This is a genomic window from Shewanella insulae (genome assembly GCF_009831655.1).
GTDB lineage: Bacteria > Pseudomonadota > Gammaproteobacteria > Enterobacterales > Shewanellaceae > Shewanella > Shewanella insulae.
In genome coordinates this window covers 212800-238758 of the sequence record NZ_WRPA01000006.1, presented here as the reverse complement: position 1 = coordinate 238758, position 25959 = coordinate 212800, and the positions used below count along the sequence as shown (strand labels likewise).

The 25959-nt window shown below is 47.6% G+C and carries 25 protein-coding genes and 1 pseudogene; 10 read left to right on the top strand and 16 right to left on the bottom strand.

All coding sequences use genetic code 11. The annotated features are described in order from the left end of the window. Positions 1-171 precede the first annotated feature (171 nt). A pseudogene (locus GNT65_RS09165) lies at positions 172-1197 on the top strand (tyrosine-type recombinase/integrase). Positions 1198-1331: 134 nt separating this feature from the next. Here the strand turns inward: GNT65_RS09165 and GNT65_RS09160 are convergent. The 11 genes from GNT65_RS09160 to GNT65_RS09110 all read right to left on the bottom strand — a co-directional run bounded on the left by GNT65_RS09160 (position 1332) and on the right by GNT65_RS09110 (position 15202). Further along, positions 1332-5132 carry an HsdR family type I site-specific deoxyribonuclease gene (locus tag GNT65_RS09160; RefSeq protein ID WP_160795452.1) on the bottom strand — a complete coding sequence of 1267 codons (3801 nt, stop codon included), beginning with the start codon at positions 5130-5132 and terminating at the stop codon, positions 1332-1334. Positions 5133-5177: 45 nt separating this feature from the next. After that, complete coding sequence (locus GNT65_RS09155; protein ID WP_160795450.1) at positions 5178-7046, bottom strand: DUF262 domain-containing protein; 1869 nt, start codon at positions 7044-7046, stop codon at positions 5178-5180. 12 nt (positions 7047-7058) lie between these two features. Beyond that, on the bottom strand, positions 7059-7988 hold the full coding sequence (locus GNT65_RS09150) for a COG2958 family protein (protein ID WP_160795448.1): 930 nt from the start codon (positions 7986-7988) through the stop codon (positions 7059-7061). A gap of 67 nt (positions 7989-8055) precedes the next feature. Further along, entirely contained in the window at positions 8056-8421 is a 366-nt protein-coding gene (locus tag GNT65_RS09145; protein WP_160795446.1) for a hypothetical protein, read from the bottom strand. A gap of 100 nt (positions 8422-8521) precedes the next feature. Next, on the bottom strand, positions 8522-9829 hold the full coding sequence (locus GNT65_RS09140) for a restriction endonuclease subunit S (RefSeq protein ID WP_219822461.1): 1308 nt from the start codon (positions 9827-9829) through the stop codon (positions 8522-8524). Beyond that, positions 9819-11396 carry a type I restriction-modification system subunit M gene (locus GNT65_RS09135; RefSeq protein WP_160795444.1) on the bottom strand — a complete coding sequence of 526 codons (1578 nt, stop codon included), beginning with the start codon at positions 11394-11396 and terminating at the stop codon, positions 9819-9821. The genes GNT65_RS09140 and GNT65_RS09135 overlap by 11 nt, the downstream gene beginning before the upstream one ends. Before the next feature lie 243 nt (positions 11397-11639). Continuing rightward, positions 11640-12206, bottom strand: a complete 567-nt coding sequence (locus tag GNT65_RS09130; RefSeq protein ID WP_160795442.1) for a recombinase family protein — start codon at positions 12204-12206, stop codon at positions 11640-11642. A 236-nt stretch (positions 12207-12442) separates the two neighbouring features. Beyond that, positions 12443-13540, bottom strand: coding sequence for a 5-(carboxyamino)imidazole ribonucleotide synthase (locus GNT65_RS09125; RefSeq protein ID WP_160795440.1), 1098 nt, complete (start codon positions 13538-13540; stop codon positions 12443-12445). Next, a complete protein-coding gene (gene purE, locus GNT65_RS09120; RefSeq protein WP_160795438.1) occupies positions 13540-14022 on the bottom strand; it encodes a 5-(carboxyamino)imidazole ribonucleotide mutase in 483 nt (160 codons plus the stop codon). The genes GNT65_RS09125 and purE overlap by 1 nt, the downstream gene beginning before the upstream one ends. A 9-nt stretch (positions 14023-14031) precedes the next feature. Beyond that, positions 14032-14964, bottom strand: coding sequence for a sodium-dependent bicarbonate transport family permease (locus tag GNT65_RS09115; RefSeq protein ID WP_160795436.1), 933 nt, complete (start codon positions 14962-14964; stop codon positions 14032-14034). Position 14965: 1 nt separating this feature from the next. After that, a complete protein-coding gene (locus tag GNT65_RS09110) occupies positions 14966-15202 on the bottom strand; it encodes a hypothetical protein (protein ID WP_160795434.1) in 237 nt (78 codons plus the stop codon). A gap of 138 nt (positions 15203-15340) precedes the next feature. Between GNT65_RS09110 and GNT65_RS09105 the strand changes: the two genes are divergently transcribed. Beyond that, positions 15341-16282, top strand: a complete 942-nt coding sequence (locus tag GNT65_RS09105) for a LysR family transcriptional regulator (protein WP_160795432.1) — start codon at positions 15341-15343, stop codon at positions 16280-16282. A 43-nt stretch (positions 16283-16325) separates the two neighbouring features. Here GNT65_RS09105 and GNT65_RS09100 read toward each other — a convergent pair whose 3' ends face one another. The 3 genes from GNT65_RS09100 to GNT65_RS09090 form a co-directional block, all read right to left on the bottom strand. Then, positions 16326-16754: a DoxX family protein gene (locus GNT65_RS09100; protein ID WP_244952139.1), complete on the bottom strand. Its 429-nt coding sequence runs from the start codon at positions 16752-16754 to the stop codon at positions 16326-16328. A 9-nt stretch (positions 16755-16763) separates the two neighbouring features. After that, positions 16764-17186, bottom strand: a complete 423-nt coding sequence (gene ohr, locus GNT65_RS09095; protein ID WP_041510511.1) for an organic hydroperoxide reductase Ohr — start codon at positions 17184-17186, stop codon at positions 16764-16766. Between the two features lie 142 nt (positions 17187-17328). Continuing rightward, positions 17329-17544, bottom strand: a complete 216-nt coding sequence (locus GNT65_RS09090) for a TIGR02450 family Trp-rich protein (protein WP_160795430.1) — start codon at positions 17542-17544, stop codon at positions 17329-17331. 421 nt (positions 17545-17965) lie between these two features. On the opposite strand from GNT65_RS09090, the gene GNT65_RS09085 reads away from it, so the two are divergent. The 3 genes from GNT65_RS09085 to GNT65_RS09075 all read left to right on the top strand — a co-directional run bounded on the left by GNT65_RS09085 (position 17966) and on the right by GNT65_RS09075 (position 20624). After that, on the top strand, positions 17966-18754 hold the full coding sequence (locus GNT65_RS09085) for an alpha/beta fold hydrolase (protein WP_160795428.1): 789 nt from the start codon (positions 17966-17968) through the stop codon (positions 18752-18754). Positions 18755-18985: 231 nt separating this feature from the next. Continuing rightward, positions 18986-20071 (top strand): M35 family metalloendopeptidase, encoded by a 1086-nt coding sequence (locus tag GNT65_RS09080; protein ID WP_160795426.1) that lies wholly within the window; start codon positions 18986-18988, stop codon positions 20069-20071. 136 nt (positions 20072-20207) lie between these two features. Beyond that, positions 20208-20624 (top strand): protease, encoded by a 417-nt coding sequence (locus tag GNT65_RS09075; protein ID WP_160795424.1) that lies wholly within the window; start codon positions 20208-20210, stop codon positions 20622-20624. A 70-nt stretch (positions 20625-20694) separates the two neighbouring features. On the opposite strand, the gene hpf is transcribed toward GNT65_RS09075, so the two are convergent. Beyond that, positions 20695-21051 carry a ribosome hibernation-promoting factor, HPF/YfiA family gene (gene hpf / locus GNT65_RS09070; RefSeq protein ID WP_160795422.1) on the bottom strand — a complete coding sequence of 119 codons (357 nt, stop codon included), beginning with the start codon at positions 21049-21051 and terminating at the stop codon, positions 20695-20697. A gap of 489 nt (positions 21052-21540) precedes the next feature. On the opposite strand from hpf, the gene GNT65_RS09065 reads away from it, so the two are divergent. From GNT65_RS09065 to GNT65_RS09045, 5 genes are all read left to right on the top strand, one after another. After that, positions 21541-21771: a hypothetical protein gene (locus tag GNT65_RS09065; RefSeq protein WP_160795420.1), complete on the top strand. Its 231-nt coding sequence runs from the start codon at positions 21541-21543 to the stop codon at positions 21769-21771. Positions 21772-21775: 4 nt separating this feature from the next. Next, positions 21776-23473 (top strand): PepSY-associated TM helix domain-containing protein, encoded by a 1698-nt coding sequence (locus tag GNT65_RS09060; protein WP_160795418.1) that lies wholly within the window; start codon positions 21776-21778, stop codon positions 23471-23473. Next, positions 23470-23796, top strand: coding sequence for a DUF3325 domain-containing protein (locus tag GNT65_RS09055; protein WP_160795416.1), 327 nt, complete (start codon positions 23470-23472; stop codon positions 23794-23796). The genes GNT65_RS09060 and GNT65_RS09055 overlap by 4 nt, the downstream gene beginning before the upstream one ends. Before the next feature lie 110 nt (positions 23797-23906). Next, positions 23907-24182, top strand: a complete 276-nt coding sequence (locus tag GNT65_RS09050) for a hypothetical protein (protein ID WP_160795414.1) — start codon at positions 23907-23909, stop codon at positions 24180-24182. Positions 24183-24428: 246 nt separating this feature from the next. After that, complete coding sequence (locus GNT65_RS09045; RefSeq protein ID WP_244952138.1) at positions 24429-24824, top strand: OsmC family protein; 396 nt, start codon at positions 24429-24431, stop codon at positions 24822-24824. A 49-nt stretch (positions 24825-24873) separates the two neighbouring features. Here GNT65_RS09045 and GNT65_RS09040 read toward each other — a convergent pair whose 3' ends face one another. Next, positions 24874-25773 (bottom strand): DUF481 domain-containing protein, encoded by a 900-nt coding sequence (locus GNT65_RS09040; RefSeq protein WP_160795410.1) that lies wholly within the window; start codon positions 25771-25773, stop codon positions 24874-24876. Positions 25774-25959: the final 186 nt, after the last annotated feature.

Sequence of the window (25959 nt, the reverse complement as noted above, 5' to 3'; positions counted from 1 at the left end):
GATATGTGACGGGGTATTACAGTCAGCTGAGACCACATCAATATAACGGTGGGCTGACACCCAATGAGTCAGAGCGAAGATACTGGCTTGAATACAAAACCGTGGCCAATTTTAGTTGACCACTACAGATAGTAACATCGGTACACGGTACTCAATGTTGGTGTTCCAATCATGGCAAGAATAGTAGTCACACTCACCGCAACCCAAATTGCAAACGCTAAGCCCAAAGCAAAAGAATACAGTCTGTGTGATGGGTAAGGCCTCAATCTGCGCATAAAACCTAATGGTTCGAAAAGCTGGCTATTTAACTACATTCGCCCCACTACCACCAAAAGAACCAACCTTAGCTTTGGTTCCTACCCTGACGTATCACTAGCCGAAGCAAGAAAACGTAGAGAAGCAGCACGTGAATTGCTTGTTCAAGGCATTGATCCTCAGCACCACCAGCAACAACAGAGAGAAGCTATAAATATCGATGCTAAGAACACGCTAAGATCAGTAACTGACAGTTGGTTTGAGTTAAAAAAGCAGAAAGTCTCTGAAAATCATGGCCAGAAGCTATATCGACGTCTTGAGATGTACCTGTTCCCCGCCCTGGGTGATACTCCAATCAGTATGCTAACAGCCCCCCAGGTCATTCAAGTGCTCAAACCAGCTGAGCTGCCTGAGCTAATGGAAGCATTGTCATATGCCAGCATAAAACTGACAACTCGCTGCTTAATTGAATTTCAGCTTCACACTATGACGCGCCCAGCAGAGGCGGCGGAAGCAAAATGGCAGGAGATAAACCTTGATAAAGCCGTTTGGGTGATACCGGCTGAGCGCATGAAGATGAAGTGAGAGCATATCATCCCTCTAACACCTCAGGTCATAGCATTACTTGAGCGAATGCAACCAATAAGCGGCCATTTGGAATACATCTTCCCAGCAGATCGTAACCCTAAAAACCATACCAATACACAAACAGCCAATATGGCTCTCAAGCGGATGGGCTTCAAAGGCCGCCTAGTTGCTCACGGTCTGCGTACGTTAGCCAACACCACACTCAATGAGGAAGGCTTTGATGCTGAGCTTATTGAAGTATCACTCGCTCATGTAGATAAAAATACAGTAAGGGCGGCATATAACCGCGCCGACTACATTGAACGGCGCAGAGAGTTAATGTGCTGGTGGAGTGGACATATTTCCCAGCAATGAGAATCAAGTCTGGATAACTACAACTGACCACCTATAAAAGTACCAAGAGGCCGCAAAAGAAGCCTCTCTGTTACTGGGACTAAACAGTTGAAAGTAACCGGCTCTCATAAATACCAACGTTTTGAAAACGAAAATTAGTGTTTACTATTTTTTCGCCAATGAGCCAACTTTTCGCTCTCTTTGTAATCTATTAAATTTGTCTTATCTATGATTTGTTCACTTTTCACTTTTTCTTTAGCTCGCCTTGCTTTCATATCACGGTACCTAGTCGCTAACGCCCCAAGTGCCAGTAACGTGGATCCTTTCGCAAGGTCATAGACGATATTTACAGCAAACGGACCTAACCCGCGATTAATTGTTTCCCAGGCACAAGCGAAGAAGGCAACTATCTCTGTTTCAATACACCCTTCATCGACATTTTTGACCGCCCAGATAATACCGTCAGTTTTCTCTGTGTACCTAGGTAACCCCTCTTCCTCTGACAGCATTTCTAACTGCGAAACTAACTCCAACGTTCCTTCTAGAAGAGATGGCGATAAAATACCAGCTTCCAGAACTTGTTCATAACAAGCGAGGCGGCTGAGGCTAATAATGTCTCGATCGAAATCATCATATTCATTTTTGAATTTAAATGTCGCCAGCTCTAGAACATCATTACGGCCCTTCAATTGCTCATAGGTGAATAAGGTTCTATCGTTCACGCGTATTGGTGTTAGTTTCTCCTGCTTAACCAACAAAGACGTTTCGCTGTTTGCTTTAAAGTTTTCTGCTTGTTCAAACACTTCTTTGTAGACTTCTGCATAAGTGACTGGCGGATACCCATTGCTCTTCAGCAACAACATTAGCTCAACTCGAAGAGCTGACTTAATATCTTCTTTCTCATTCCATTTAGGATATCGTGCTTTGTCATCGACAATCTCTTTTACCTTAGCGGCGAGCTCCAGTAAGCGTTCTTCCTCATATGGGAATTGATACTTTTGCGCCACGTGTTTGAGAATGTCGTAGAAAGCTTTCTCTTCGATTGATATCCCTAAATCAACAAACGATCCAATTTCGGTTTTAACGCCTGCCATTAAGTCTAGAAAGCTATTAACTGCCTCCATATGCACTTCAGCAGTGAAAGCATCTTCTTCCTTGCGCTCGTTGTAATGCTCAACCAAGGCTCTGAAACGTTTAGAGAAATCCATTGCCTTATGTTGATTTACTTTTTGGAACTCGCCCAGCGCTTTAGATAGCATCTTTTTCAGAAGTTCTATCTTGGTATTCGGTAGCTTTAACTTATCGAGCCGTGCTAAATAATCGTCATCAAAGATGTCGATTTTGTCAGCACCATCTTCACCGAGATTAAAGATCTCCTCAACACCATCAGCACGAATAGCCTCAGCAATCATGTCACGTACCTTGGCATTCATCTGCGCTGTGTCTGGTGCATCGCCTTTCGTTAACTTAAAGATGATAGAGCGGATCGCAAAATAAAAATGTGTTTGATCACGCTCTGCTTGCGAGATGTTTTCGCTTCCGCAGCAGACGTCATACGCCGCTTTTAAACGCTTCGCCAATGCCATAAAGCGCTTTTCAGTTTTACCAGTACTCATCAAGAAATCAGCGGCTTGTCTTAAACAATCTAATTGAGCAACTGGATCACCGCTAAAATAACCACTGGTATCAAACTTATGCAGTAGATTGGCAATCAGCTCTAGGTGATCTTTAACTACAACTACCGATGCTTGGATATCTTCAAAATTGGACTCATCAGCTTTAGAGAACTGTGCGATAGCCTGATTCATTTGGCGCTTAATACCAAAGTAATCCACCACTAGCCCTTTATCCTTCCCTGCATAGGTCCGGTTAACCCGTGAGATAGTTTGAATTAAATTATGCTTCTGAATTGGCTTGTCGATATAGATAGTGTCGAGGAATGGCACGTCAAAGCCAGTGAGCCACATATCCACAACAATCGCGATCTTAAAATTAGACTTTTCATTCTTAAATTGAATAGCTAATTTTTTATTCGAGTCGCTGTTCTTCAGAAGTTGATAAAGTTCGTGGCTGTCTTTTTTCTTATTGCTTGTCATGACAAGCTTAACGCGCTCCATCGGCTTAACCGACTCACGCTCTTTTTCTGTTAATTGGGCGCCTTCTTCACACTCTTTTACCTCAAACCATTCCGGTCGTAACTGCTGTAACTGCTGATAGAGCTTCCAAGCAATTTCACGGCTACTCGAGACAAACATCGCTTTGCCTCTCACCGTAGAACCCTCTTCTACTCTCTTTTCGTAGTGCGCAACAAAGTCTGCTGCAAGCGCTTCAATTCGGTCATCATCACCGAGTATTGTGTTAATCGAAGAAACCGCCTTTTTGCTCTCTTCAATTTGATGCTCATTGCTACCCTGCTCTGCGCACTTGTTGTAGTAACGCTCAATCTCTTGCAACTTCACATCATCGAGAAGCACTTTTGCGGCTCTACCCTCATAGACCAAACGAACCGTAATCTTATCTTTTACCGATTCAGTCATTGTATAGCTATCAATAACCGGTCCGAACACATCTAAGGTTGCATCTATTGGGGTTCCGGTAAAACCAACATACGTCGCTTCAGGAAGTGATTTGTGTAGATAGTGAGCAAAGCCAAATGACTTACGAACCCCCTCATCCGTAACCACCAGCTTTTGATCTAGGTTGATTTGACTACGATGCGCTTCATCAGAGATACAGATAACATTAGAGCGACTTGTCAACGGTTCTATATCTTCAACAAATTTCTGAATCGTGGTGAGGAAGACCCCACCACTTTGCAACCCCTTAAGCTTGGTGCGCAAATCTTCACGGCTACTCACCGTTTCAATCGTACTATCACCAATATAGGTTTTCGCATTACATATCTGCTTAGCCAGCTGTTCATCCAGATCGTTTCTATCTGTGATGAAGACAATAGTTGGACTTTCAAAGTCCAAACTCTTCATCAACCGTCTAGCCAAGAACTGCATAGTGAAGCTCTTACCACAGCCTGTAGCACCAAAATAGGTACCGCCTTTACCATTACCAGCAGGCTTTTGCGCATTTTTAACACTGTGATAAAGTTTGTTCGCTGCGTAAAACTGCGGATAACGACAAACAATCTTTACTTCAGCTTTTGACACATCCGGGAAATAGATAAAGTCCCTAAATACAGAGCAAAGCCTCGTTTTATGGAACAAGCCATTTAGCATGGTAAGCAATGAATCGATGCCATCTTTTTCGACCGACTCATCACCGGTTACTTTTCGCCAAGCGTAGAAAAACTCGTAATCAGCGAACAAGCTACCCATTTTGTTATTTACACCATCACTGATGATACAAAACGCATTGTAAGTAAATAGGTGCGGGATTTCGCGGCGATAGTCTTTGGTTAGTTGCAGGTAAGCATCGTGAATTGTTGCGTCATTTTCGCGAACGGCGCTTTTGAACTCGAATACGACCAACGGCAACCCATTGACGTAAAGGATGCCATCAGGGATACGCTTATACTCTCGCCCTTGGATCTCTAACTGATTTACAACTTTATAAATATTGAGGTCCGTCTTCTCTGATGAAGGTGGTAGCGGCTTATCTGAGCCTAGTAGCTCAATTCCAGAGAAATCTAGTAGATGTATGTAGAGATCTTTTTGTGTTGGGTCTTCACGTTTAAACTCAAAACCATCGGCCAACCATTTGCAGAACTGTTTATTAGATTCGTATAAGTCACCTGCGGCTAAACCTTCAAGCTGTCGAACAATTAATGAAATTTCATTTTGAGTCAATTCACCATAACGCTTTTCTAGATAAGCTCTCAAATCACTTTCTATGATCACTTGTTCTGGCTTTCGCTCAATCATAGAGCCATGATGATGAGGGTAGCCCTGATCACCTAGCAGGCTAATTATGGCCTGTTCTAATTTCGCTTCTGTAAATTTCATTAATAATCCTAGCCTTGTTCTTATTTTGTATTAATCAGTACCACTTCAGTGAGAAGCAAATAGTCCTTCGACACTAATATCTTGACCGTTGCAGAGCTTTGTTGCTGCACTCAATACAAGCTCAGCTCGAGAGCGCATAAATGCCCTGTAGTCTTTCTCAACTTTGGCACTCAGATCAGCGCCTTCCAAACCTTGATAAGTGGCTTCGGCCAATCTAACAGGATCGATTAGGTGTGTTTTAAGTCGGTATTCCGCTGTCTGCCTGTCTACGTGCCCCACCCGCTCTTCTAAATACTCCCACGGTTCTTTACGGCCAATTTGCATATTGGTTCGCCCCGATATCAAAGCGCAATTGAGGGCTCGATAGCTTTCGTCTTCCAACCCTGCTTCTTTTAGCAATGCATCAGGAAAGATATGGTGATAATGTCGCTGTTGAAGAGAAATATATGTGGCCTTCTGTGAATCAGCAAAATCGAGCGCCCCTAGTCGAGTCGTTACTGCTAAAATACCGCGTCTCAAAGACCCTGTTTTTTTCGGCCATCCTTCTACAAGTAACTGTTCAATATCCACCAGCTTTTCATTAAATACAGGAGCATCGTTCAGTGCTTGCTCTGCATCAGAGCCATTGAAGCAAACCTCACGAATAACTTTGTAATCTGCAAAAGCTCGACTTGCTGTAGAGTTCTCGTACCGTGAAGTAAAAAATGCTCGCCATACATAGCGAGTGAGTACATTCTTGATATAGCCTAGCTTATCGCCATTTTCTGGTGCTTCTGCAAAACAAGCGGCAAGAACCGCTAAGACGGCATTAGTCGGTAGCCTTTGATAGTCAAAAATACCCTGCTCTGACAAAAAGCTTGCCATTCGCCCAAGGCCAGTTTCAACTTGATCCCACTGTTCGACCATCTTGGCTTTACACATATCCAAGGCACCACGCTGGTTAGGTGCTTTGTCTTGCAGTAAAGCGGCAGTGGTTAGCATCAACCAACCTGGGTCTTCGTAGTGTTCAATGTCAGAATGTTTTGCCAGGAGTTCTTGTTGGGCGTCATGCAAAGAAATGCCTTTTATACTTTCTACTTCTGCAACAATGATGTCGTAAAGCGATAGCGGTTTACTGTTGGTATTCATATTGATAAACACTTGTAGCGCAACATCTTTTGGCGTTGTCACTGGAAGCGCTAAGTAAGGCATATTGTAGTGAGTGATACGAACTTTGAGTAAGTTAATGACCTCACGTAAGCGTTTTTCTTTCGCCTCATACTCGTCATTATCTTGTTGAAACTTTTTAATGGCACCTAACTGTTCTTCAGGGGTTACCTCTGCAAGGTACTGCTGAATGTTTGGCTTCTCATCACCAATAGCGGCTTTGAGCCAGTCATCGATCTCGGTTTGATTAGTATCTCCAGGCTTTAGCAAAGAAAGAGGAAGTAAAGCACGCTTTAAACACTCTTTCGGTGAGTTAGCCCAAAGTGGGTATAACTGTTTATTATCTTTTTTCTGCCAGCGGCTTATCACACGACAAGAATACTCAAAATCTACTTCAGTATTTGCATTATCATCGAACTCCGGAATATAAGCGAAGTAAGTATTCCACTCATAGCTATTGTGCATAGCACGCCAAAAAGCAGTTAAGCGTTGTTGACCATCTAAAAGGTGCTGCGTGGCAAATTCAGGTGAGGAAGGCTCTGCATGGCTTATATAGCGTGAAATGAAAGGCTCTTTGCTTGCCTCGACATTCAGCACCAATGCCACACCAACAGGTAAGTTGTTAAGAATGGTGTCATACAGGCTGCAAATACGACCCTTGTCCCACGCTTCATAACGTTGAAATCGAGGGAGTTTGATTCGACCGTTTAATATTGCGTTATACCAATCACCTAGCGTTCTATCTTGCGCTTTTATTGACTCTTGCATTGGTGTCCTTACTTATTTGTTCCATGCGCTTTTGACCAAACGGCCCATCTGGTTATAAATACCGACTTGTTCTATGTAATGATGAAAATCACTGTTCTCTGTGACGATGCGGTTGGCGGATTGCCAATCAACATTACTTTTCTCTTGAGCCGGGATAAGAATTTGGCTATCAAACAATGACTCTGTATCAAGAATCAACACTCCAATGCCATGCAAACTCGACAGCATTTGCAACTCACTTTCCACATCACTGTTTAACCCAGTGGCAACGAGGTAGCCAAAATTTGCCCAGCTGGAGTTAGATACGGCTTGAAAGAAATACTTACGCACATTGCCTTTGGTGAGGTGCTTCTTTACTTCAAACGACCACAGCCGAACAGAGCTATGGTTGCCGCTACGAACGCAACTGCGTACTATTTCATCCCACCCTCTATCCAACGGCTCCAATGCGACGACGTCGGGGTGTAACCAATGGTTGCCACCGTTACCGTGGGAGTTTTTAGATTTACGCTCGTCGATACGCTGGCAATATAAACCTAAATCTTTGCTTAGATACTCAATCAATAACGGATAAAGATCATGTTCACTCAAGCTTTGAGATACCAGAGGGATGTCCACTTCTGGCTCTTCGGGTTCATCGTGATTATCAACTACATTGATGACTTCTGGGTTTTCATCCCAGTAATAAATTCTTGGACGTGGCTTATCTCGAGTTGCTACATTAGCGCACACCTTTTGTGCAACGTGAGTGCGCTGGCCTCCCACCTCGGCGGCCAGTTGCGCTATCAGCTTTTCTTCGGTGTCGTACCTTGGATTGGTTTGTTTATCTGATATTTCTTGTGGGTATCGAACAATAAACTCTTTGGCTAAGTCCCGAGCAGTAAATTTCTTCTCAGGATTCGCTTTCAGCGTCTCGATAATCATTTCTACTCGGGTCGCCATTAGATTCCCTCTGCTTGTTCTTCGACTTCACCTAACTCGATTTCGCCGGAAAGCAATTTAGTAATGGTTATTTTTTCTTCCTATTTTTCTGTGCATCACTACGCTTTTTCTTGGCTAAAAAATCTTCTCTTTTCGGGAGATTTGAGTTGAGATTATCAATAACAAAATTGGCGTATTCCACGAAGTGAGCGACATCATGCTCTTCTATAAACTTACCTGTATGCGCAATCTCATTCCTGCGCTTCCAGAGTGACTTTGGGCCGTTAAATATTGCATTATACGCATCGTTATTTAATCCCTTTATGTGCTTCAATGGCCCCCAACTAGCCCTGATAAATCCTAATTTATCAGGCCAAGGCTCCTGAATTTTGTGGTGATATTTATGTAATCGAAGAAGTACCTCAATATTGCACCACAACAAAAACACGGCCAAGCTTGGCTCCTCATGAAAAATCCGAGTAGCCCTAGCTTGATATCGCTGTTCTTCCAATAGTTTGAAAGATACATAAGCTTGGTCGTGTAATCTGCTTCGTTTAGTCACTTATAGATAACTCACCAGATAGAAGCTTAGGGCGCAAAGTATCACGCAAGCTTGAAAGCTGCTCATTTTGGCGTGCATTTGACGTGATAGCATCATAGAGAGGCTTCACTATTTTTTGGTAAGCATTGAGAGTATCTTCGCTTGGCACGACAACTGAAATTGGCTTAAAGCTCTTCTTGCTGATCTCGGCAAAGGTGCTGCCACTAGCTCGTTGCTTAATTTCATCCATACGGTGAACACACCATTGAATAACAAACTCAGGAGGCAACTGCTTCTCACACTTCATAGCTATGTAACCTTGGTTAATAGCCATTGGAACTTTCGCTAGCGCAAGATAGCCAACTGGAGCACGAGAAGATAACAAAACAGTGTCGACAGGAAGCAGCCCTGAGCTAATCTTCTTCAAACCAGCTTCGGTTACTTTGCTAGCTGTATCTAATAAAACCTTATCTTGAACACCTGAAAGGTCTTTTGGAGAAGTCCAGTGGATGTGTCCATTAACCCAAAAGTCATCGTTCTTTTTAGATGGCGTACCACCGCCAACTACCGTGACTTCATCACCAATTTCAGATAATTTCCAACCTTCAGGTAAACCTGTCTCGCTATCTAGCTTTTCGGGGAATAGCGAGGCAGTGGCTGCATCCATCCCCTCTGGTTGCTCGCCATTCATCTTAGCTTTCACTGGTTCGAAATCGACAAACCATGATTTGAAGATTGCTTGCGCCATTTCTTCTAGGGTTTTGTTAGTTTGTGAATTTACAATAATCTTCTCATCAAACTTCCTAGCTAAATCAGCAATTTGCCTACTAGTTTGATAATCAACTTTAGGACATGGGAGTGACTCAATTATTTTCCCACTAATGTTGGCTTGGTTTGCACTGCCTGATGAGTTGGAGACTAAGTAATCTTGACTTTGAGGTAGCGACAACCAGTAGAAAATGAAGTCCAGATGAACCATATTTTCATCCAACAAACAAATTCTGCCTACTCGTTGATTAATCCATGCGTCGGGTTCGTTTTTCCAAACTCGCGCTACACGACCAACCAAAGACTGAGGTGCATTGGGGCCTGAACCAGTCATGGATATAAGAACATCGCCTTCATTAACCTTCCAATTCTTGGTCGTTTTAGCAATTTCATCTGATATATACGCAGGTTCTGAATAATCAACAGTTCCGAATCTTACATTCTTTATTTTTAGGACTTTATTCTCACTTGATTCGATAAAGTCTTTGCTTTTGTAAGCATAGCCACCCTGAACTTTGATATATTCCCCAAGAGTAGTCATCTCAAAGCTCATAACCTAACCCCGCTAGATTCTTCTTTATCTCCGCTTCTAACGTTGCTGATTCAGCAAACTGCTCACCCAGCTTCGAAGTCAGTGTTGCCATTTTCTCGACAAAAGAAACACCATCATCCACTTCTTCAGCAGCGCCAACATAACGTCCCGGAGTCAACACAAAATCATGTTTGGCGATGTCTTCAAGTGTCGCTGATTTGCAAAAGCCAGCTTGATCTTGATACTCACCGTCTTTCTTTTCGCCTCTCCAAGCATGGAAAGTGCGAGCAATTTCTTGAATCTCTTCAACTGATAGCTCTTTCTGTTTGCGACTACCTTCGATCAGTGAGCCCATGTTGCGCGCATCAATAAACAATGTTTCACCGCGGCGGTCACGATAGTCTTTCGCTTTATTCGCTTCTTTATTTCGGGTTAAAAACCACAAACAGACAGGGATTTGAGTGGTGTAAAACAACTGACCAGGAAGCGCAATCATGCACTCTACTAAATCATCTTTGATGATTTGTTCGCGGATTTTGCCTTCGCCGCTGGTAGTTGAGCTCATAGAACCATTTGCCAGTACAAAGCCCGCTGTTCCCTTATTGCTCAGCTTAGAGATCATATGCATGATCCAGGCATAGTTAGCATTACCCACAGGCGGTGTGTCGTAGTCTGCCCAACGAGGGTCGTCGGTCAGTTCAGCATCACCACGCCACTTACTTTGGTTGAATGGTGGGTTTGCCATGATGTAGTCAGCTTTAAGATCTGGGTGCTGATCTTTAAAGAAAGTATCTGCTGACTCTTCGCCCAAGTCGCCATTAATGCCACGAATCGCCAAGTTCATCTTAGCCAGTTTACGGGTAGTGCTAGTAAACTCTTGACCATGTATCGCTACATTGTTTTGACTGCCTTGATGTGCTTGAATAAATTTCAATGACTGAACGAACATACCGCCAGAACCACAACACGGGTCATAAATGTTGCCTTGGAAAGGCTCCAGCATTTCGGTCAATAGCGTTACAACGCATTTGGGTGTATAAAACTCTCCACCACGTTGACCTTCACTTGCAGCGAATTTGCCTAGGAAATACTCATAAACTCGACCGACCAAATCCTCTTCTGAAAGCTCACACTCACTCGCAATGGTGTCAATATTGTTGATGGTATCGACCAAAGATGCCAATCGCGCGCTATCTATTTCCAGACGAGAAAAATAGTTATCTGGCAGAGTCCCAGCAAAGGACTTATCACTCTTTTCTACAGCAGTCATCACGGAGTCGATTTCTATTGCCAGTCCATCTTGCTTAGCGTGTTTAACGATATGACTCCAGCGCGCATTTTCTGGTAGAAAGAACACATTCTTCATCTTGTAGAAATCAGGTTCGTTAACAAACTCTGAACCAAACTCTTTTTCTATCTCTTTTTTGCGCTTTTCAAACTTATCACTAATAAACTTCAGGAAGATTAGGCTAAGCACAACATGCTTGTACTCTGAAGATTGAATGTTACCGCGTAGTTTATTCGCACTTTCCCACAAAGAGTCTTCAATGCTGGTGGTTGTTTTTGCTATTGGGGCCTTTTTAGCCATTGGATATTCCTGCTTATTTGTGACAGCTAGAGGTGATGAGGCTCAAATCAATTGGGAAAGAGTATACTAAAAATCCGCCAAAATTCTGTATGTTAAATCAGTTTTTTGCAGAATATGTCTTAATGTTTATTATTACCCCAAAGTCTCAATTAAGATGAAAATTACTTACCTGATTTTATTGAATATCGATTTACTCTGTGAGTGATTTAAATAGGTATGTAATCAAATCCCTGTTTACCATTTCTACTTATTCCAATGTCTTTTCACCGTCGCAATCCCCAAACCTAATACCTCTGCGGCTTTAGATTGAGATAAGCCCTCGGCTTTTTTGGCTTGAACTGACTGAGTGGTGCCATAGGCTTCAGGCCTACCAAGCTTCTTCCCCTGAGCTTTAGCTCGTTCTAGCCCTTCTTTTGTTCGCTCTCGAATACGGTTTCGTTCGAACTCTGCAAAGACTGAAAACATCTGCAGCATCAGCTTACCCTCCGCACTTGAAAGATCGGCTACGGGGAGATCGAGGCAAACGACTTTGATGCCTTTATCTGTAAGCAGGTTAATGGTGTTTTGAACATCTATATTATCTCGGCCTAGACGGTCGAGCTTTAAGACCACCAGCATATCACCACGTTCCATCTGGTGATTGATAAGCATTTTAAACTTCTCACGCTTCATCGCTTCAACAGAACCAGAGATTGTTTCACTGATAGTGCGAGCATGATTCACCTCATACCCTTTTTGCCTGATAGCAATAATTTGATTTTCTGTGGTTTGCTCTGTCGTAGAAACACGACAATAGGAAAAGATACGCATGGGCTATTCACTTTTATAGAAGGTATCAAGTATTGGGGCATCATATAGTTTAAGCATCAAAAATAATAGACCCTAACTTTATGATTCCGATATTGGGTAAGGGAAGCTGGTATCAATATACGAACCATAAAAAAGGCCCCGACAGGTCCTGTCGGGGCTTTCTCGTTATAGGTTTAAGACGCTTATGAAGCTAAATCTTAGACTCCAATCTAATACTTGCACATGAATCACTTAGCCTAGCACTTCACCAGCGACTGTTCGACGCTTTGCATCTGACTGGCCAGTTGGGTGTAGTCATCCAGCATGAAGTTGATGTGTCCTAGCTTGCGGTTGGGCTTAGCGACCTTGTTGTACCAGTGCAGGCTGGCATTGCTGCTTAGGGCGTCCATTGGCGGTGCAACGACACCTAACAGGTTCAGCATGCCGGTCTTACCTATGGCAGATGTGGCGCCCAGCGCGAGTCCGGCGACGGCGCGAATGTGGTTCTCAAACTGGCAGGTCTGGGCACCTAGCTGAGTCCAGTGACCACTGTTGTGTACCCTAGGCGCCAATTCGTTCACCAGCAGCTTATCGCCCACCACGAACAGTTCCATGGCGAGCACGCCCACATACTGCTGTGCTTCCAGCAGCTTGGTCATATAGGCTTGTGCCTGCTGCACCATCTCGGCGCTTAGTCCTCTGGCTGGCGCCAATGAACGCAGCAGAATACCGTTTTGATGTTGATTCTCGGTCAGGGGATAACAGCTCACCTCGCCGCTGGCGCTGCGCACACCGATAATAGACACCTCTGCATCGAAGGGGATCCATTGCTCGGCTAAGTAATGGCCTTGTTTAAGATCAGGCGCAACACTAGCAAGATCATCATCGCTACGTACCACCCACTGGTTTTTACCGTCATAGCCTTCATCGAGGGACTTGATCATCATGGGATAACCTAAGGTCTTGGCGCTCTCCTCTAGGCTGACATCATAGGTAAAGGGGGCGCAGGGAATACCTAGCTCGGCTAATAGCTGCTTCTCGTGAATGCGGCTCTTGCACTTAGCGATGCTGTCGACATTCGGCCTGATGGTGCAGTGAGCCTCGAGCGCGCGAACTAACTTGAGATCCACCTGCTCTTTCTCGACCGTGATCACCTCTGGTTTTCCCAAGGCTTCATAGAGTGCGCTGACACTCTGCCCCGGCTGCCAGGTCGCCACAGGGCCGAGGCCCTCGACACAGCTGAGATCCGTATCAGGGCCGCCATCGGCAACGAAGCTGAATTTAAGCCCTAATGGAATGCCCGCCAGCGCCATCATGCGCGCCAGCTGACCACAACCGATAATGCCGATGCGCATTATTCCACCTCCAGCGGCACACCTGAGGTTTGGCTTTCGCGCCAGTCACATAGACGCTGGGTCAATTCGCTATCACCCAGCGCTAAGATTTGCGCCGCCATCAGCCCTGCGTTGAAGGCGCCTGAATCGCCAATCGCCTGGGTGGCTACCGCAACCCCTTTGGGCATCTGTACGATAGACAATAGGCTATCCATCCCTTTTAGCGCCTTGCTCATCACGGGCACGGCAATCACAGGCAGGTGTGTCATGGCCGCCGTCATGCCCGGCAGATGCGCGGCGCCGCCTGCACCGGCGATAATCACCTCGATGCCCTCATCGGCCGCACCGTGGCTGAAGCTCACCAGACGCTCTGGGGTACGGTGCGCCGAGACCACCTGTTTACTATAAGCGATACCCAGGGCATCCAGGACTGTGGTGGCATTTTTCATGGTCGGCCAATCGCTCTGTGAACCCATGATGATTGCTACTCTTGCTTTATTCATACGTGCCTCTTAATTTGATAACCAATAGGTGAACAGCGCATAGGTAGGTATGCCCACCAATACGTTGAACGGAAAAGTAATTGCCAGTGAATAGGTGATAGACAGGCTCTGGTTCGCCTCGGGAATCGCGACCCGCATGGCCGCCGGCACCGCTATGTATGAGGCGCTCGCCCCCAGCACTGCCAGCAGAGTGGCGCCGCCGCTCGACAGTCCCATCTGTAAGCCCAGAATGCTGCCCAGCAAGCCACCAATCAGTGGCATGAAGACGCCGAATGCCAACATGAAGTTGCCCATCTGCTTGAGCTCCTTTAGGCGGCTGGCGGCCAGCATCCCCATCTCCAGCAGGAAGAGGGCTAACACACCATGGAACAGGTTGAAGAAGAAAGGTGTTATTCCCTCGATGCGCTCGGCCCAGAAGTAGCCTATGATCAGCGCGCCGACCAGCAGCACCAAGCTCTGGTTGCAGAACACCTCATGGATCAGTGTGCGCCACTTAAGGTTAGTCCCCGAGCGTCTGGCCAGGGCGATACCCACGGCGATGGCGGGGATCTCAAGCAACACCACAAACAGTGGGAAGTAGGCCTCGTAGCTTATGCCCTGCGCCTCAAGAAACGCCACAGCTACCGCATAGGTGCCTATGCTGACCGAGCCATAGTGGGCGGCAATTGAGGCCGCATCTTCAAGCTTAAGCTGACCGACATAGCGAAGAATGGGAAAGGCAATCAGCGGAATAATCAGCCCTAGACCTATCACCAGCACAGATTGAGGCAAGAGCGCCATGGAGCCATATTTTGACAATGCCACGCCCCCCTTGAGCCCGATGGCCAGCATGAGGAACAGGGTAAGGCTCTGATAGAGCGCCTTGGGAAACTGGATGTCCGAGCGGATCAGCGTGGCTAGCGCACCGAGGATAAAGAAGGCGATGGTGATATCCAGCTGCATCTTAAGCGCCCTTTACTTGCAGGCGAGTGGCTGGCTTTACGACGCGACGCTTAGACGACAGCTTAGCAGCGATGGAAACCAAGTTCAGCGAAACAAGGCCGAGACCGACAACCAGCAGCCCCATACCGTTGTGCCCTTCCCTCATGGTGGCAAACGCCAGCGCGGTCACCATCAGGCCCACAACTAGGCTGAAGAGTGATTGTTTTTCTGCCAGGACAAGCTGAGTTAACTGTTTCATAAGATCCCCCGTTTACGACTGATACCGCGAAAAATTCGGTGTTCTTTTAACTGGAGCGATCTTGCCAAAAACAATTTATATATAAAAATAGATATTTTTGTGTTTTTATATAGATAAAAATCTATATGAGGAGCGACTATGTCTCTCAGACTACAGGCACATCTTGGTACCCTCAGGCAGATGGAGATCTTGCTGGCGGTCTATGATAGCGGCAGTGTCAGCGGCGCCGCCGAGACCCTGCATCTCACTCAGCCTACGATCTCTATGCAACTTAAGAAGCTCGCCGATGTGATAGGTTTCCCGCTGTATAACATAGTGGGTCGCAAGGTGGTGTTTACTGAGGCGGGGCTGGAGGTGGTTAAATCGGCCACGGAGATCCTCGACAGCTTCGCCCGGCTGGAGATGTCCTTGTCGGACATGGGGGAACTGAAATCGGGTACCCTGCGCCTGGCGGTGGTGACCACCTCAAAGTACTTTATTCCTCACCTGCTCGGCCCCTTCTGTGAGCGCTATCCCAACGTTACGGTGCAGCTGAATGTGGGTAACCGCCAGCAGATCATAGAGCGCCTCAAACAGGGCATCGACGACTTCTACGTGTTCAGTCATCCACCGGCGGATATCAACACAGAGAGCATAGAGTTTTTCAACAATCCTCTGGTGGCAATTGCACAGGAAAACCATCCTCTGGTCAGTCAGGATGGCGTCTCGTTAGCCGAGCTCTGCGAGGCGCCCTTCCTGATGCGTGAGAACGGTTCGGGCACCCGCCTGGCGATCGAGCGTTTCATGGCGAAACAGGGGGTGAAGCTCAACGTGAAGATGACCATAGAGAGTAACGAGGCGATCAAGCACTCTGTCATGTCTGGGCTGGGGGTCAGCATACTCTCTGCCCATACCCTCGCCTTTGGCGGCAATACCGGGCTGGCGCAGCTTAATGTGAAGGAGCTGCCTATCAACTCCAACTGGTATTTTCTCTGGCTGAAGTCTAAACGTCCCTCGGCGATCGCCCAGGCCTTCTTGACCCATGTGGAAAGCGAGGGACGCGAGATGCTGCTCACCGAGCTGGCAAAACACAGGTTATAAAAAAGCCCCATAAAATGGGGCGTTTTATTACACGACCTAGTCACTATGCCGAGTGCAAACCATTTGCGCGAAGGTGTTTAAGGTGACTATGGCCTGCCAACACTAGCAAACCCGCGAATATGCCAAGATTCTTAATGAAATTTTGCATCTCGTGGGCCGCTTCAACCCCTTCAAAATGCCAAAAGTCATGCAGTGTAACGTTAATCAGCAGCACCATCATGGCTAACAGCGAGGAGACTACCGAAGTATAACGATCAAATATCAAGCATATGGCGGCCACAATCTGGCTGACACCGGCGGTGGCAAGCAGCAAGGGAATTAACACCATCTGATGCCTTTCCATTAAGGCAACATGCATATCCCAGCTGACGAACTTCATGATCCCAGGGACGAGAAAATAGAGCGCTAGCATGATACGCCCAACTAAGATCCCCGCAGCAGCGAATCGTTCATCCATCGAATGACTATTCATAAATTGCACTTACAAAGACTCACCATTAACCATTAGCCCTACGTCAATGTTGTTACGCACGGCATTAGAGTATGGGCAGACCTGATGGGCCATCTTCACCAATTCAACGGCCTGCTCCTGAGGTAATGACAGTTCAACGTTGAGCTTAACGCTCAGTCCAAACCCGCCTTCGGCGCGGGCGCCTATGCCAACTTCGGCCGTAACCGGTGCCTGAGTCAGCTTCACCTTAGCCTCTCTGGCAACATGCAATATGGCGTTAGAAAAACAGGCACTATAACCCGCGGCAAACAGCTGCTCTGGGTTGGTCGCCTCACCTGTTCCGCCCATTTCCTTAGGATAGCTTAGGTCTAGCGACAGTTTGCCATCGTCGGTGGCGACTCGGCCGTTACGTCCGGCACTGGCAGTAGCACTAGTTTGATATAATGTCTTCATCTCATTTTCCTCTCTCGATTTTGCTAAAATAAATTGTACACAACTTAACTGGAGCTATTTATAGCAAACAAGAGAGTGTTACGCAAATAAATTGCGCACAATTTAAATAAAAAGACTCGATGGAGATTATTGGTTAAGCCGATTAGCGCCAGCCGACAAGCCAGATATCACTGTCTTTCAGTGAACGCCAGTCGATAGCGTATTGCCTGCCACTATGCAGGGCCTCGATGACGCAGCCTTGGACATTTCGATGCTCGTCATAATCCACCTCAATCACTATGAAGTGTTTCTCACGCGCCTGCGGCGTTACTTTTGTCCATTTACTCTGGAGCAGTTTCTTGGGATGTAATCGATTCATAAATAGGCCTACGACAATAGCCGCCCCAGGGATCACTCGACGGGCGTAAAAGCTTAACGATGCCCCGCTGCTATTACCCCCCTAATGACGATAACTTTTAATAGAAGGTTAAAGCTCCCGTCCACCAGCCCTTGGTATTGCTAGCCTCATGGTCTTACTGGCCTCATGGTCTTACTAGTCTCATGATCTCGCCGCTTAACATTGGGCTTAATCATGCCATCTACAATCATTCTACGATTGATCGCACTATGATCACCCAATGCTCAGGCCATGCTCGCATCGGCAGCCGTTTTTCATCCCACAGGTTTACGTTGAAAACATGATCTGATGCATTAACATCTTCTGGACATGCTCTTTTTTTCGCCTTACCTTAAAATAGAGCAATTACTCTAAACTGTTTTCACCAAGAGTGGGAGTTAACATGGTTGAATTAGTAGATGTAAACGGAACCCAGGTTCATATAGAAGGTCAAGGCGAACAGATCATACTGATGCTTCACGGCTGGCCCGATACCTATCGGCTCTGGCAACCACAGGTCGATGTCCTTAAGTCAGATTATCGTTGTGTTCGATTTAGCCTACCCGGCTACGAGGACAAACAATCGCGCACGCTCTATACCTTAGAGCAGATCGTCACCTTAATTGACGCTGTCATCGATGCCGTTAGCCCTAACCAAAAGGTGATCTTAATGCTCCACGATTGGGGCTGCTTCTTCGGTTACCAGTTTTATCTGCGCCATCAGGATAAAGTCGAGAAGATCATAGGTGTCGACATTGGTGATGCCGGCTCAAAGGAGCATCAGTTAACCGCAAGCGTCAAAGCCTTTATGTTTGCCTACCAGATCTGGTTAGCCACGGCCTGGAAAATTGGCGGCAGCATTGGCGATGCGATGACCCGCAAGATGGCTAAGTGGCTTCATGCACCGGGAGATCCTGCCTTGATCGGTTCATCTATGACCTATTCCTACTACTGGAAATGGAGTCGAACGCTGACGGGCAAGCCTCTGGGTCATCTGCCACTAAAAATCGATTGTCCCTTGCTGTTTATATACGGAAAGAATAAACCGGGTATGTTCCACTCTTCTGCGTGGGAACAAGAGATGGCCGCAAGAGAAGGTAATCGGGTCATCGCCTTCGATACCCGTCACTGGGTCATGACAGAAGCGCCGGAGGCCTTTAATCAAGCCATCACCCAATGGTTAACACGTTAACCTAACCGGGCTCGTTTCGATGAGGAATCGAGCCCGCATGCCCTGCCCCTAAATTTCGCCTTCCTGCTGGGTGCTAAAAAAGCGTTTTACACTAGATATTAAGATCATAACGAAACAAATCGCCAACTTAGTCTTGCTTTTCATTAGCGGTTCGACATAAACTCGATTTCGCAACATTTGAGTAACATTTGTAAACACAATAAGAACAACCTCAATCAAAAGGACAAATTGATGAGCAAGCTATTCAAATTATCAACACTGGCTATTGCCAGCACCTTACTGAGTCAATCGGCCCTCGCCGAGGGGATCGCCGCTAAACTGCAGATGAGCCAAGACAGCTTTAGCAGCGACCAGGACGTAATGGTCACCCTAACCTTGACCAACGAAGCAAACGTTCCGGTGAAAATGCTCAAGTGGTTTACCGCGGCAGACGGTGTTGAAGAGTCGCTATTTAAAGTAAGCGCTGACGGTCAAGAGCGCCCTTACCTTGGCGCCCACTATAAGCGCCCAGCACCAAGCCATAAGGACTACATCAAGCTAAAATCCGGTGAGAGCATCTCTTACCAGGTGGAGCTATCGTCACTGTACGACATGTCCGCCACGGCTAACTATGAGATCAGCTATGATGTCAGCTCTATGCAGCTGTTTGCGCCAAATCCTGGCCAAGCCAAGAAACTGGCTCGCCTGGGCGTAGAAGGCATACACTCGGCACCAGCCAGCTTCTACCTTGAGGGTCGCGAATTTAAGGGCGGTAATAACAAGGGCAAGCCGGGTACAGGCGATGGCGGCGGCACGACACCTGACGGCATCTCTTTCACCGGTCGCTGCAGCAACTCACAGCAAAGCGACATCCTTGCAGGTCTAGCAGCGGCAAAGACAATGTCTGCCGACGCTAACCAGCACCTGGCCACAGCCAGCAGCAACTCACAGCGTTACAGTACTTGGTTTGGCGCCTACAGCTCGTCTCGCTGGAACACAGTAAGCAACAACTTCAGCAAGATCGATAGTGCGCTCAACAACGAGCCACTGACCTTCGACTGTAGCTGTAAGAAGCAATACTACGCTTACGTTTACCCAACACAGCCATACAAGATTTACATGTGTAATGCCTTCTGGTCAGCCCCAACTTCGGGTACTGACTCTAAGGGCGGGACCATCATTCATGAGACCAGCCACTTCAACGTAGTCGCAGGTACCGATGATATTGTTTATGGTCAGAGCGGTGCAAAATCACTGGCAATCAGCGATCCTTCACAGGCGATTCAAAATGCTGACAGCCATGAATATTTTGCTGAAAACACGCCTAACTTGAACTAATCTAACTCTTATCTTTCTTGTCAATCTAAGGGCGGAATTATCCGCCCTTTTTTTTAGCTCATGCCAAGGGTTAACGCCTATGTTTACGCCTTTAAGGTTCCTGTCACTCAGCCTGTTATTACTTTGGATGATTAGTATGAATAGCCTCGCGCATCAAGCCTTGCCCTATTGTCACCTGATAAAGGCAGAGCAAGGCAATACCCTCACCTTCGAGATAAGCGTGCCGGCTAACACACACTGGTATCTGCTGAGCTGGCATACCCCCTTCGATGCCTGGTTTAGCAATTTTTTAACCCTCACCGACCTGAATAGTCACCAAAGCTTGCAATATCAAGGCGCGCTAGCCAAACGCGGCGAACCGACTGATGAGGATTATTTGCTGCTGCCAGCGGGCGAGTCCTTAAGCGTCTCGCTGGATCTGGCTCAGGCTTTTGCAATTCGGCCGGGCCGATATCAGGCGGCACTGCGCCCCTTAAGGCTATATCGAGACTTAAATGATAAGGCGCAGAGTACAAGCCTTGAATGCCCGACTCTCGAGGTTAACTTACCTTAACCTCACCCTGAGTTCAGATACAGAAAAGCCACCCTAGGGGTGGCTTTTTTATCTCGCTAACCTTCCAGACTTAGACCAACTTCATCTCCTGGATGATCTCATGGGCAATCTCAGGTGAGGTACTTACCGGCTTTTGATGCAGATCTGCCTTCAATTGACCTTTTCTGTGCTTTAATGCCGCATCCAGTTTTTTGGCGGCATTAGTGATAGCCGGATACATGACATCGTCCCCCCCAGAGGCTGATATCCGGCTACCTTCATAATTAGTACTGAGTTCGACCTGAAACTCTCCGTGCTCTTTAGCAATGATGACATCGAGTGAAATGAGCGTTGGGAAATGGGTCGCTATTTTGGAAAACTTTTGATTCACATGCTCTTTTATTGAATCGGTGATATCTACGTGATGACCAGAAAGATTTATTTTCATAGGTTTTCCTTTTTAGGATGACTTCAATAATGAACTTGGGATGAGTGATAGAAAAAACAAGGGACTGAAGCACTTTTTTTTCAACTAACGCCTATGTAAGCATGGGCGACATCCAAGTAAATCTCCATTCAGTGTCTACTAATATCTACTCCCCATGCAGGTTAAAAGCAAGCGGCAAAAATAGGATATCGGGCACAAACAGGCGGTTTTGGCCATAAATCCCACAAAGTAAACAAAATTTAATCAATCTGTCTTTATGACGTCATCTCCCTGCCGGCCCACAAACTAAAGATAAGCTAAAGGGCAAGTCAAAGAGTGGCCTGAGAAACAGCTTTACATGTAAATACGAATGAGAATTCATATCAACAAGTGTAGAATAACCGCTATTTCTTGAGCACGAATTTATCCATAGTGAATACAAGCATTTCTCAGCACCTTATACCATTTAAGCGAGACCTCTCCCCCAGGTCGTCGGTTATAGTGCGCCTATTGGCCTCGTTACTCGGCGGCTACGGCGCCGCCGCACTTGCCTGTATCTTGCTAGCGCAATCTCTGCCCCTTAGCCGTCTCGATGCGGTGCTTGTGGGCACTATGGTCTCCTTTGGCATCTTTGCCACTATGATCATTCGCCTCTTTAGCATCAGGTCCCACCTGCGTGTGGTGCTGGAACCTGTAGCCCTCTGCAGCCTGCTCTTCGGCCTCACCCTCGTTTTAGGTTAATCCCATGAAAGAGACTTTTTTCCGCTCCATGACCTGGCTGCATACCTGGGCCGGTCTCGCCGTTTGCTGGCTGTTGCTGCTTATCTTCTTTGCCGGCACCCTGAGTTATTTCCGCCACGAGATCAGCCTATGGAGCAAGCCGGAACTGCACAAATCCGTGTTTCAAGACTATGATCAAAACCGACTCGCCCAGCAGATCGCCCAGGGCCAGGCCTATCTGACCGAGACAGCCCCAGATGCCACACGCTGGATCATTTCCTTTCCTAGCGAGCGTAAACCCTATCTGAGCTTCGGCTGGGCGGATGCGCCCAAGAAGGGCGAGCGCCGCGGCAAGTTCCATGAGCATGTGGTCGATCAGGATGGTCAACAGATGATCACCGAAATTCGCGACTCCAGGGGGGGCAACTTCTTCTATCGCCTGCACTTCGATCTGCATTACCTGCCTGTGGTGGTCGCGCGCTGGATCGTGGGACTCGCCACCATGGCGATGCTGATCGCCCTGATCAGCGGCGTGGTGATCCACAAGCGGATCTTTAAAGACTTCTTCAGCTTCCGACCGGCAAAGGGCAGTCGCTCCTGGCTCGACGCCCACAATATCAGCTCAGTAATGGCCCTACCCTATCATCTGATCATCACCTATACGGGCCTGATCACCCTGATGTTTATGTTTATGCCTTGGGGCGCCTTACAGCAGTACGATGGCGACGTGCGCGCCTTCAGGGCCGATCTCAATCCGGCCCGCATACAGGCAAAGCCCAGTCAAGCCACTGCGCCTCTTATCGAGGCGGCAGGGCTAATAGACAAAGTTCAGCAGCAGTGGGGAGCCGCGCCGCTTAAGCAGGTCAGCATCAGTGCGCCGGGACGCGATAACAGCCGTATCAGCTTTACGCTCAACAGTGAACAGAGGGTGACTGATAGGCGCGACCTCTTGATCTTCGATGGGGTAACGGGCCAACTGATATCGAAAGGCAACCCAGAAAGCGCCACCTACAAGACCTATGACACCCTGATGGCACTGCACACGGCACGCTTTGCCGACTGGGCCTTGAGAGGCTTCTTCTTCCTCTGCGGCCTGCTGGGCTGTGCCATGGTCGCCACGGGGACTCTGCTGTGGGCGGTAAAAATCGCCCAGAAACAACAAAAAGTCATTCAATCTGGCACCAAGCCAACCGTCGGCCTTAGGCTAGTGAACGGGCTTAACATCAGCTTCATCTGCGGTCTTCCCCTTGCAACGGCGGCCTTTTTCTATGCCAACCGACTGTTGCCGCTCGATATCGCCAGCCGGGCACAGCGTGAGGTGGACGCCTTCTTCATCACGCTGGCAGTCATCGCCCTGGTGGCCCTTTGGGATGGCCTGCGCGGCGCACAGTCCTGGCGACGTTGGCGCCAATGGTTATTACTGGGCGCCCTGACCTTTGCTGCGCTGCCGCTGATAGGCGCTGTCACCTCTGGTCAGAGCCTGCTGGGTAACATGATTGATAATCAATGGACTCTGGTGGGGTTCGATATTGTCAGCCTGCTACTTGCCCTAGCACTGGGTTTTGCCGCCAGACAGGTGCGCCAGTCTAAGTTGATTAATCTGAACCGGAGCGCCACCAGTCCCAAGACAAGCAAGGCTAGAGCAGGCAGGCCTGCAACGCCCAAGACAGCCGCTATTACCCGTGAAACAAGAGACACAGGCTTAGAGGAGGCCCACCAATGATTTTAGCCCTCAGCCTTAGTTTCATCGCCTTTGGCGCGCTGGCGCTCGCCATGTTTGGTCACTTCAAGAGCTGCTTCAAGCGCCCGCCAAGCCAAGTTCAACAAAGGGTTCTTACTCTGGTGGGCTGGGGCTTACTCGCCCTAAGCTTTGTCGTTCTGCTCGGCCAATATGAGACCGCCTACGCAACGATTTTGCTCTTTGGCGTGATGAGCGCCGCAGCGCTGACGGTTATCTTGCTACTTAGCTATCAGGCTAAACGTCTGCCCGCTAGCATGGCTGTCGCCGCCTTGCTGGCACTGGTCGATTTCAGCCTGTTTGTTTAAATTATATTCAGCCTAGATACAGCATAATTTACTTATGATCTGCTCAGCAAACACTATGGCGCCTGATAACACTCTTGATAGACAGGCGCCAAACAGCAAGGGCAGATGCGATGCGAATTTCACCTACGGCGGCCTACCAGAGATGGACACGCCAGCTCCCCAGCGATAAAACCACGATAAGCCGCAGCAATAGCGGTGACGAGCACCATAGGCAGCTCGCCAGCGCCGCCGAGCTTACTCAAGACAGAGTCACACTATCGCCACTCGCCCTGAAGCTAAGTACTCTAGACCACAGTGCTCTAGACCACAGTACTCTAGACCACAGCGCTCAAGAGCTTAACGCCAAAAGAGCGAACGCCGAAGCAGTGCAAGAGGATGCGGCATAACGCCTACAAAGGTTTTCAGCCTATCCCTAAGGTTTTTTAAATTTGCTATAGTGACCGCATTCTATTTCTCATTCCATTGAGCCTGTCTGCATGTCTTTTTCGGTTACCGTCTCTTGGCCACCAGCACCCCACATAAATCAAGCATCTGAGGCGCACAGCCTTGCTCCTCAAACAACTGATTCTCTAGTAAATGGCTCTCTAATAAATGACTCTCTAGAAAGTGAGTCTTCGACAAGTGTGCAGCAGATGAGCCGGGATCACCAGCTTAGCTTCGGCAGCGGTCAAGTCGTCGCAGGCTCGGCCGCGCCCGAGTATCGAGGTAGTAAAAACAGGATAAACCCAGAGGAGAGCCTTCTGAGTGCGCTGGCGGCCTGCCACATGCTAAGCTTTCTCACCATAGTGGAGAAGAAGCGTCTGGTACTGCTAAGGTATCGCGACAGAGCGACGGCCGAACTGGGGCGAAATGAAGAGGGGCAAACGGCAATCGCCCGGATCACCCTAAACCCTGAGGTTGAACTGGCGGCGTTACTGAGCGAGGAAGAGTTAGCTAAGCTGCATGCCCTCGCCCACAAGCACTGCTTTATCGCCAACTCACTGGCCAAAGAGATAGCCATTGAAATAGCGCCGCGCCAAAGGCGCTAGCACTAATGTCTCTATGGGCTAGGTCGCTAAGGGCTAGTATCGCTACGGGCTAGAACTTATAGGTCAGCGACAGGGCTGGGCCTTTGAAACCATAATAGACATCGAAATCGGCGAGATCTTTCTCGACCTCTACATCTATCTTGTAATACTTGTAGCCCAACTCCAAATCGAGGGAATCACTCAGCCGATAGTTGACCCCAGCGCTGAAATCGAACAATTGCCCCTTGGTATCGCCCAGGCTGACATAGAAATACTGCAGCCAACCAGAGAGACTCCAGCGATCATTGAAACGGTAACGCCCTTGCAGGCCAAGATCAGGCAATGGCGCCGTCACCTCGGTGAGGGCGTTGCTTTTAGGATTAATGTCCACCACCCGGCACTCCTCGTCGAGACAAGCGCCAATTTCTCCCACAAACTGTAGCTTTAACCACATGAGGTGCAGACCGGCAAGCAGAGTAAGATCGACCTCCTCGTCACTATAAAGGTTATAGCGATAACCCAGGCGCAGAATGTCCACATTGAAGATGGTGCTGATGTCCGCCCCCGCCTGTACCAGATAGGTCTGGCCCGAGTTCACCTCGGTATACTCGTAGGGCTTAGAGATGGCGCGATTGCGGGCCTCACGATCCAGTCTTTTCCAGTCGAGATAGACACCGTGATCTTGATTAAACCAGTAGGCCAGTTCCAGAGTCGGCAAGAGTTCCTTCTCAACCAGAGTCAGATCGTTCTCGAAATCTAGGGTAAAGTCTGTTCCAAGATTTGGGTTTTGCACCACTATGCCGGAATCTGAATTTGAGTAGAAACCACTCAGGGTGACGGAAAATCCACGCTGCTCGGCATGGGCTAACTGAGCGGTGCCAAAGGAAACCATACTCAATAATATAGCCCCCAGTCGCAACAAGGCACCGATGGCGATGCGACCTTTGATAACTCCAAAAGCGGTTTTCATATCCACCTTCCTGGTTTCCTCAAATTACGAATATAACGATAGCAGCGATATACCTATAAGCTAATACAATTTTTATAGTTTATTTTTGATGTTGCTAAAAATTAGTTCCAACCACCCATAAAAATGGAGGTTACCGACCTGGGAACTGCTTGGTCGGTAACCTCCTAAAATGGTTTGGGTTAACTT

Excerpts from the sequence above, each read along its gene's own strand:
- GNT65_RS09115 (WP_160795436.1), bottom strand. The coding sequence starts at position 14,964 with ATGCAGCTGGATATCACCATCGCCTTCTTTATCCTCGGTGCGCTAGCC.
- GNT65_RS09135 (WP_160795444.1), bottom strand. The coding sequence starts at position 11,396 with ATGGCTAAAAAGGCCCCAATAGCAAAAACAACCACCAGCATTGAAGAC.
- GNT65_RS09140 (WP_219822461.1), bottom strand. The coding sequence starts at position 9,829 with ATGAGCTTTGAGATGACTACTCTTGGGGAATATATCAAAGTTCAGGGT.
- GNT65_RS09040 (WP_160795410.1), bottom strand. The coding sequence starts at position 25,773 with ATGAAAACCGCTTTTGGAGTTATCAAAGGTCGCATCGCCATCGGTGCC.
- GNT65_RS09090 (WP_160795430.1), bottom strand. The coding sequence starts at position 17,544 with ATGAATCGATTACATCCCAAGAAACTGCTCCAGAGTAAATGGACAAAA.
- GNT65_RS09085 (WP_160795428.1), top strand. The coding sequence starts at position 17,966 with ATGGTTGAATTAGTAGATGTAAACGGAACCCAGGTTCATATAGAAGGT.
- GNT65_RS09080 (WP_160795426.1), top strand. The coding sequence starts at position 18,986 with ATGAGCAAGCTATTCAAATTATCAACACTGGCTATTGCCAGCACCTTA.
- GNT65_RS09045 (WP_244952138.1), top strand. The coding sequence starts at position 24,429 with ATGAGCCGGGATCACCAGCTTAGCTTCGGCAGCGGTCAAGTCGTCGCA.
- GNT65_RS09155 (WP_160795450.1), bottom strand. The coding sequence starts at position 7,046 with ATGCAAGAGTCAATAAAAGCGCAAGATAGAACGCTAGGTGATTGGTAT.
- GNT65_RS09075 (WP_160795424.1), top strand. The coding sequence starts at position 20,208 with ATGAATAGCCTCGCGCATCAAGCCTTGCCCTATTGTCACCTGATAAAG.
- GNT65_RS09060 (WP_160795418.1), top strand. The coding sequence starts at position 21,776 with ATGAAAGAGACTTTTTTCCGCTCCATGACCTGGCTGCATACCTGGGCC.
- GNT65_RS09150 (WP_160795448.1), bottom strand. The coding sequence starts at position 7,988 with ATGGCGACCCGAGTAGAAATGATTATCGAGACGCTGAAAGCGAATCCT.
- GNT65_RS09105 (WP_160795432.1), top strand. The coding sequence starts at position 15,341 with ATGTCTCTCAGACTACAGGCACATCTTGGTACCCTCAGGCAGATGGAG.
- ohr (WP_041510511.1), bottom strand. The coding sequence starts at position 17,186 with ATGAAGACATTATATCAAACTAGTGCTACTGCCAGTGCCGGACGTAAC.
- hpf (WP_160795422.1), bottom strand. The coding sequence starts at position 21,051 with ATGAAAATAAATCTTTCTGGTCATCACGTAGATATCACCGATTCAATA.
- GNT65_RS09055 (WP_160795416.1), top strand. The coding sequence starts at position 23,470 with ATGATTTTAGCCCTCAGCCTTAGTTTCATCGCCTTTGGCGCGCTGGCG.
- GNT65_RS09100 (WP_244952139.1), bottom strand. The coding sequence starts at position 16,754 with ATGAATAGTCATTCGATGGATGAACGATTCGCTGCTGCGGGGATCTTA.
- GNT65_RS09125 (WP_160795440.1), bottom strand. The coding sequence starts at position 13,540 with ATGCGCATCGGCATTATCGGTTGTGGTCAGCTGGCGCGCATGATGGCG.
- GNT65_RS09130 (WP_160795442.1), bottom strand. The coding sequence starts at position 12,206 with ATGCGTATCTTTTCCTATTGTCGTGTTTCTACGACAGAGCAAACCACA.
- GNT65_RS09160 (WP_160795452.1), bottom strand. The coding sequence starts at position 5,132 with ATGAAATTTACAGAAGCGAAATTAGAACAGGCCATAATTAGCCTGCTA.
- purE (WP_160795438.1), bottom strand. The coding sequence starts at position 14,022 with ATGAATAAAGCAAGAGTAGCAATCATCATGGGTTCACAGAGCGATTGG.
- GNT65_RS09050 (WP_160795414.1), top strand. The coding sequence starts at position 23,907 with ATGCGAATTTCACCTACGGCGGCCTACCAGAGATGGACACGCCAGCTC.
- GNT65_RS09110 (WP_160795434.1), bottom strand. The coding sequence starts at position 15,202 with ATGAAACAGTTAACTCAGCTTGTCCTGGCAGAAAAACAATCACTCTTC.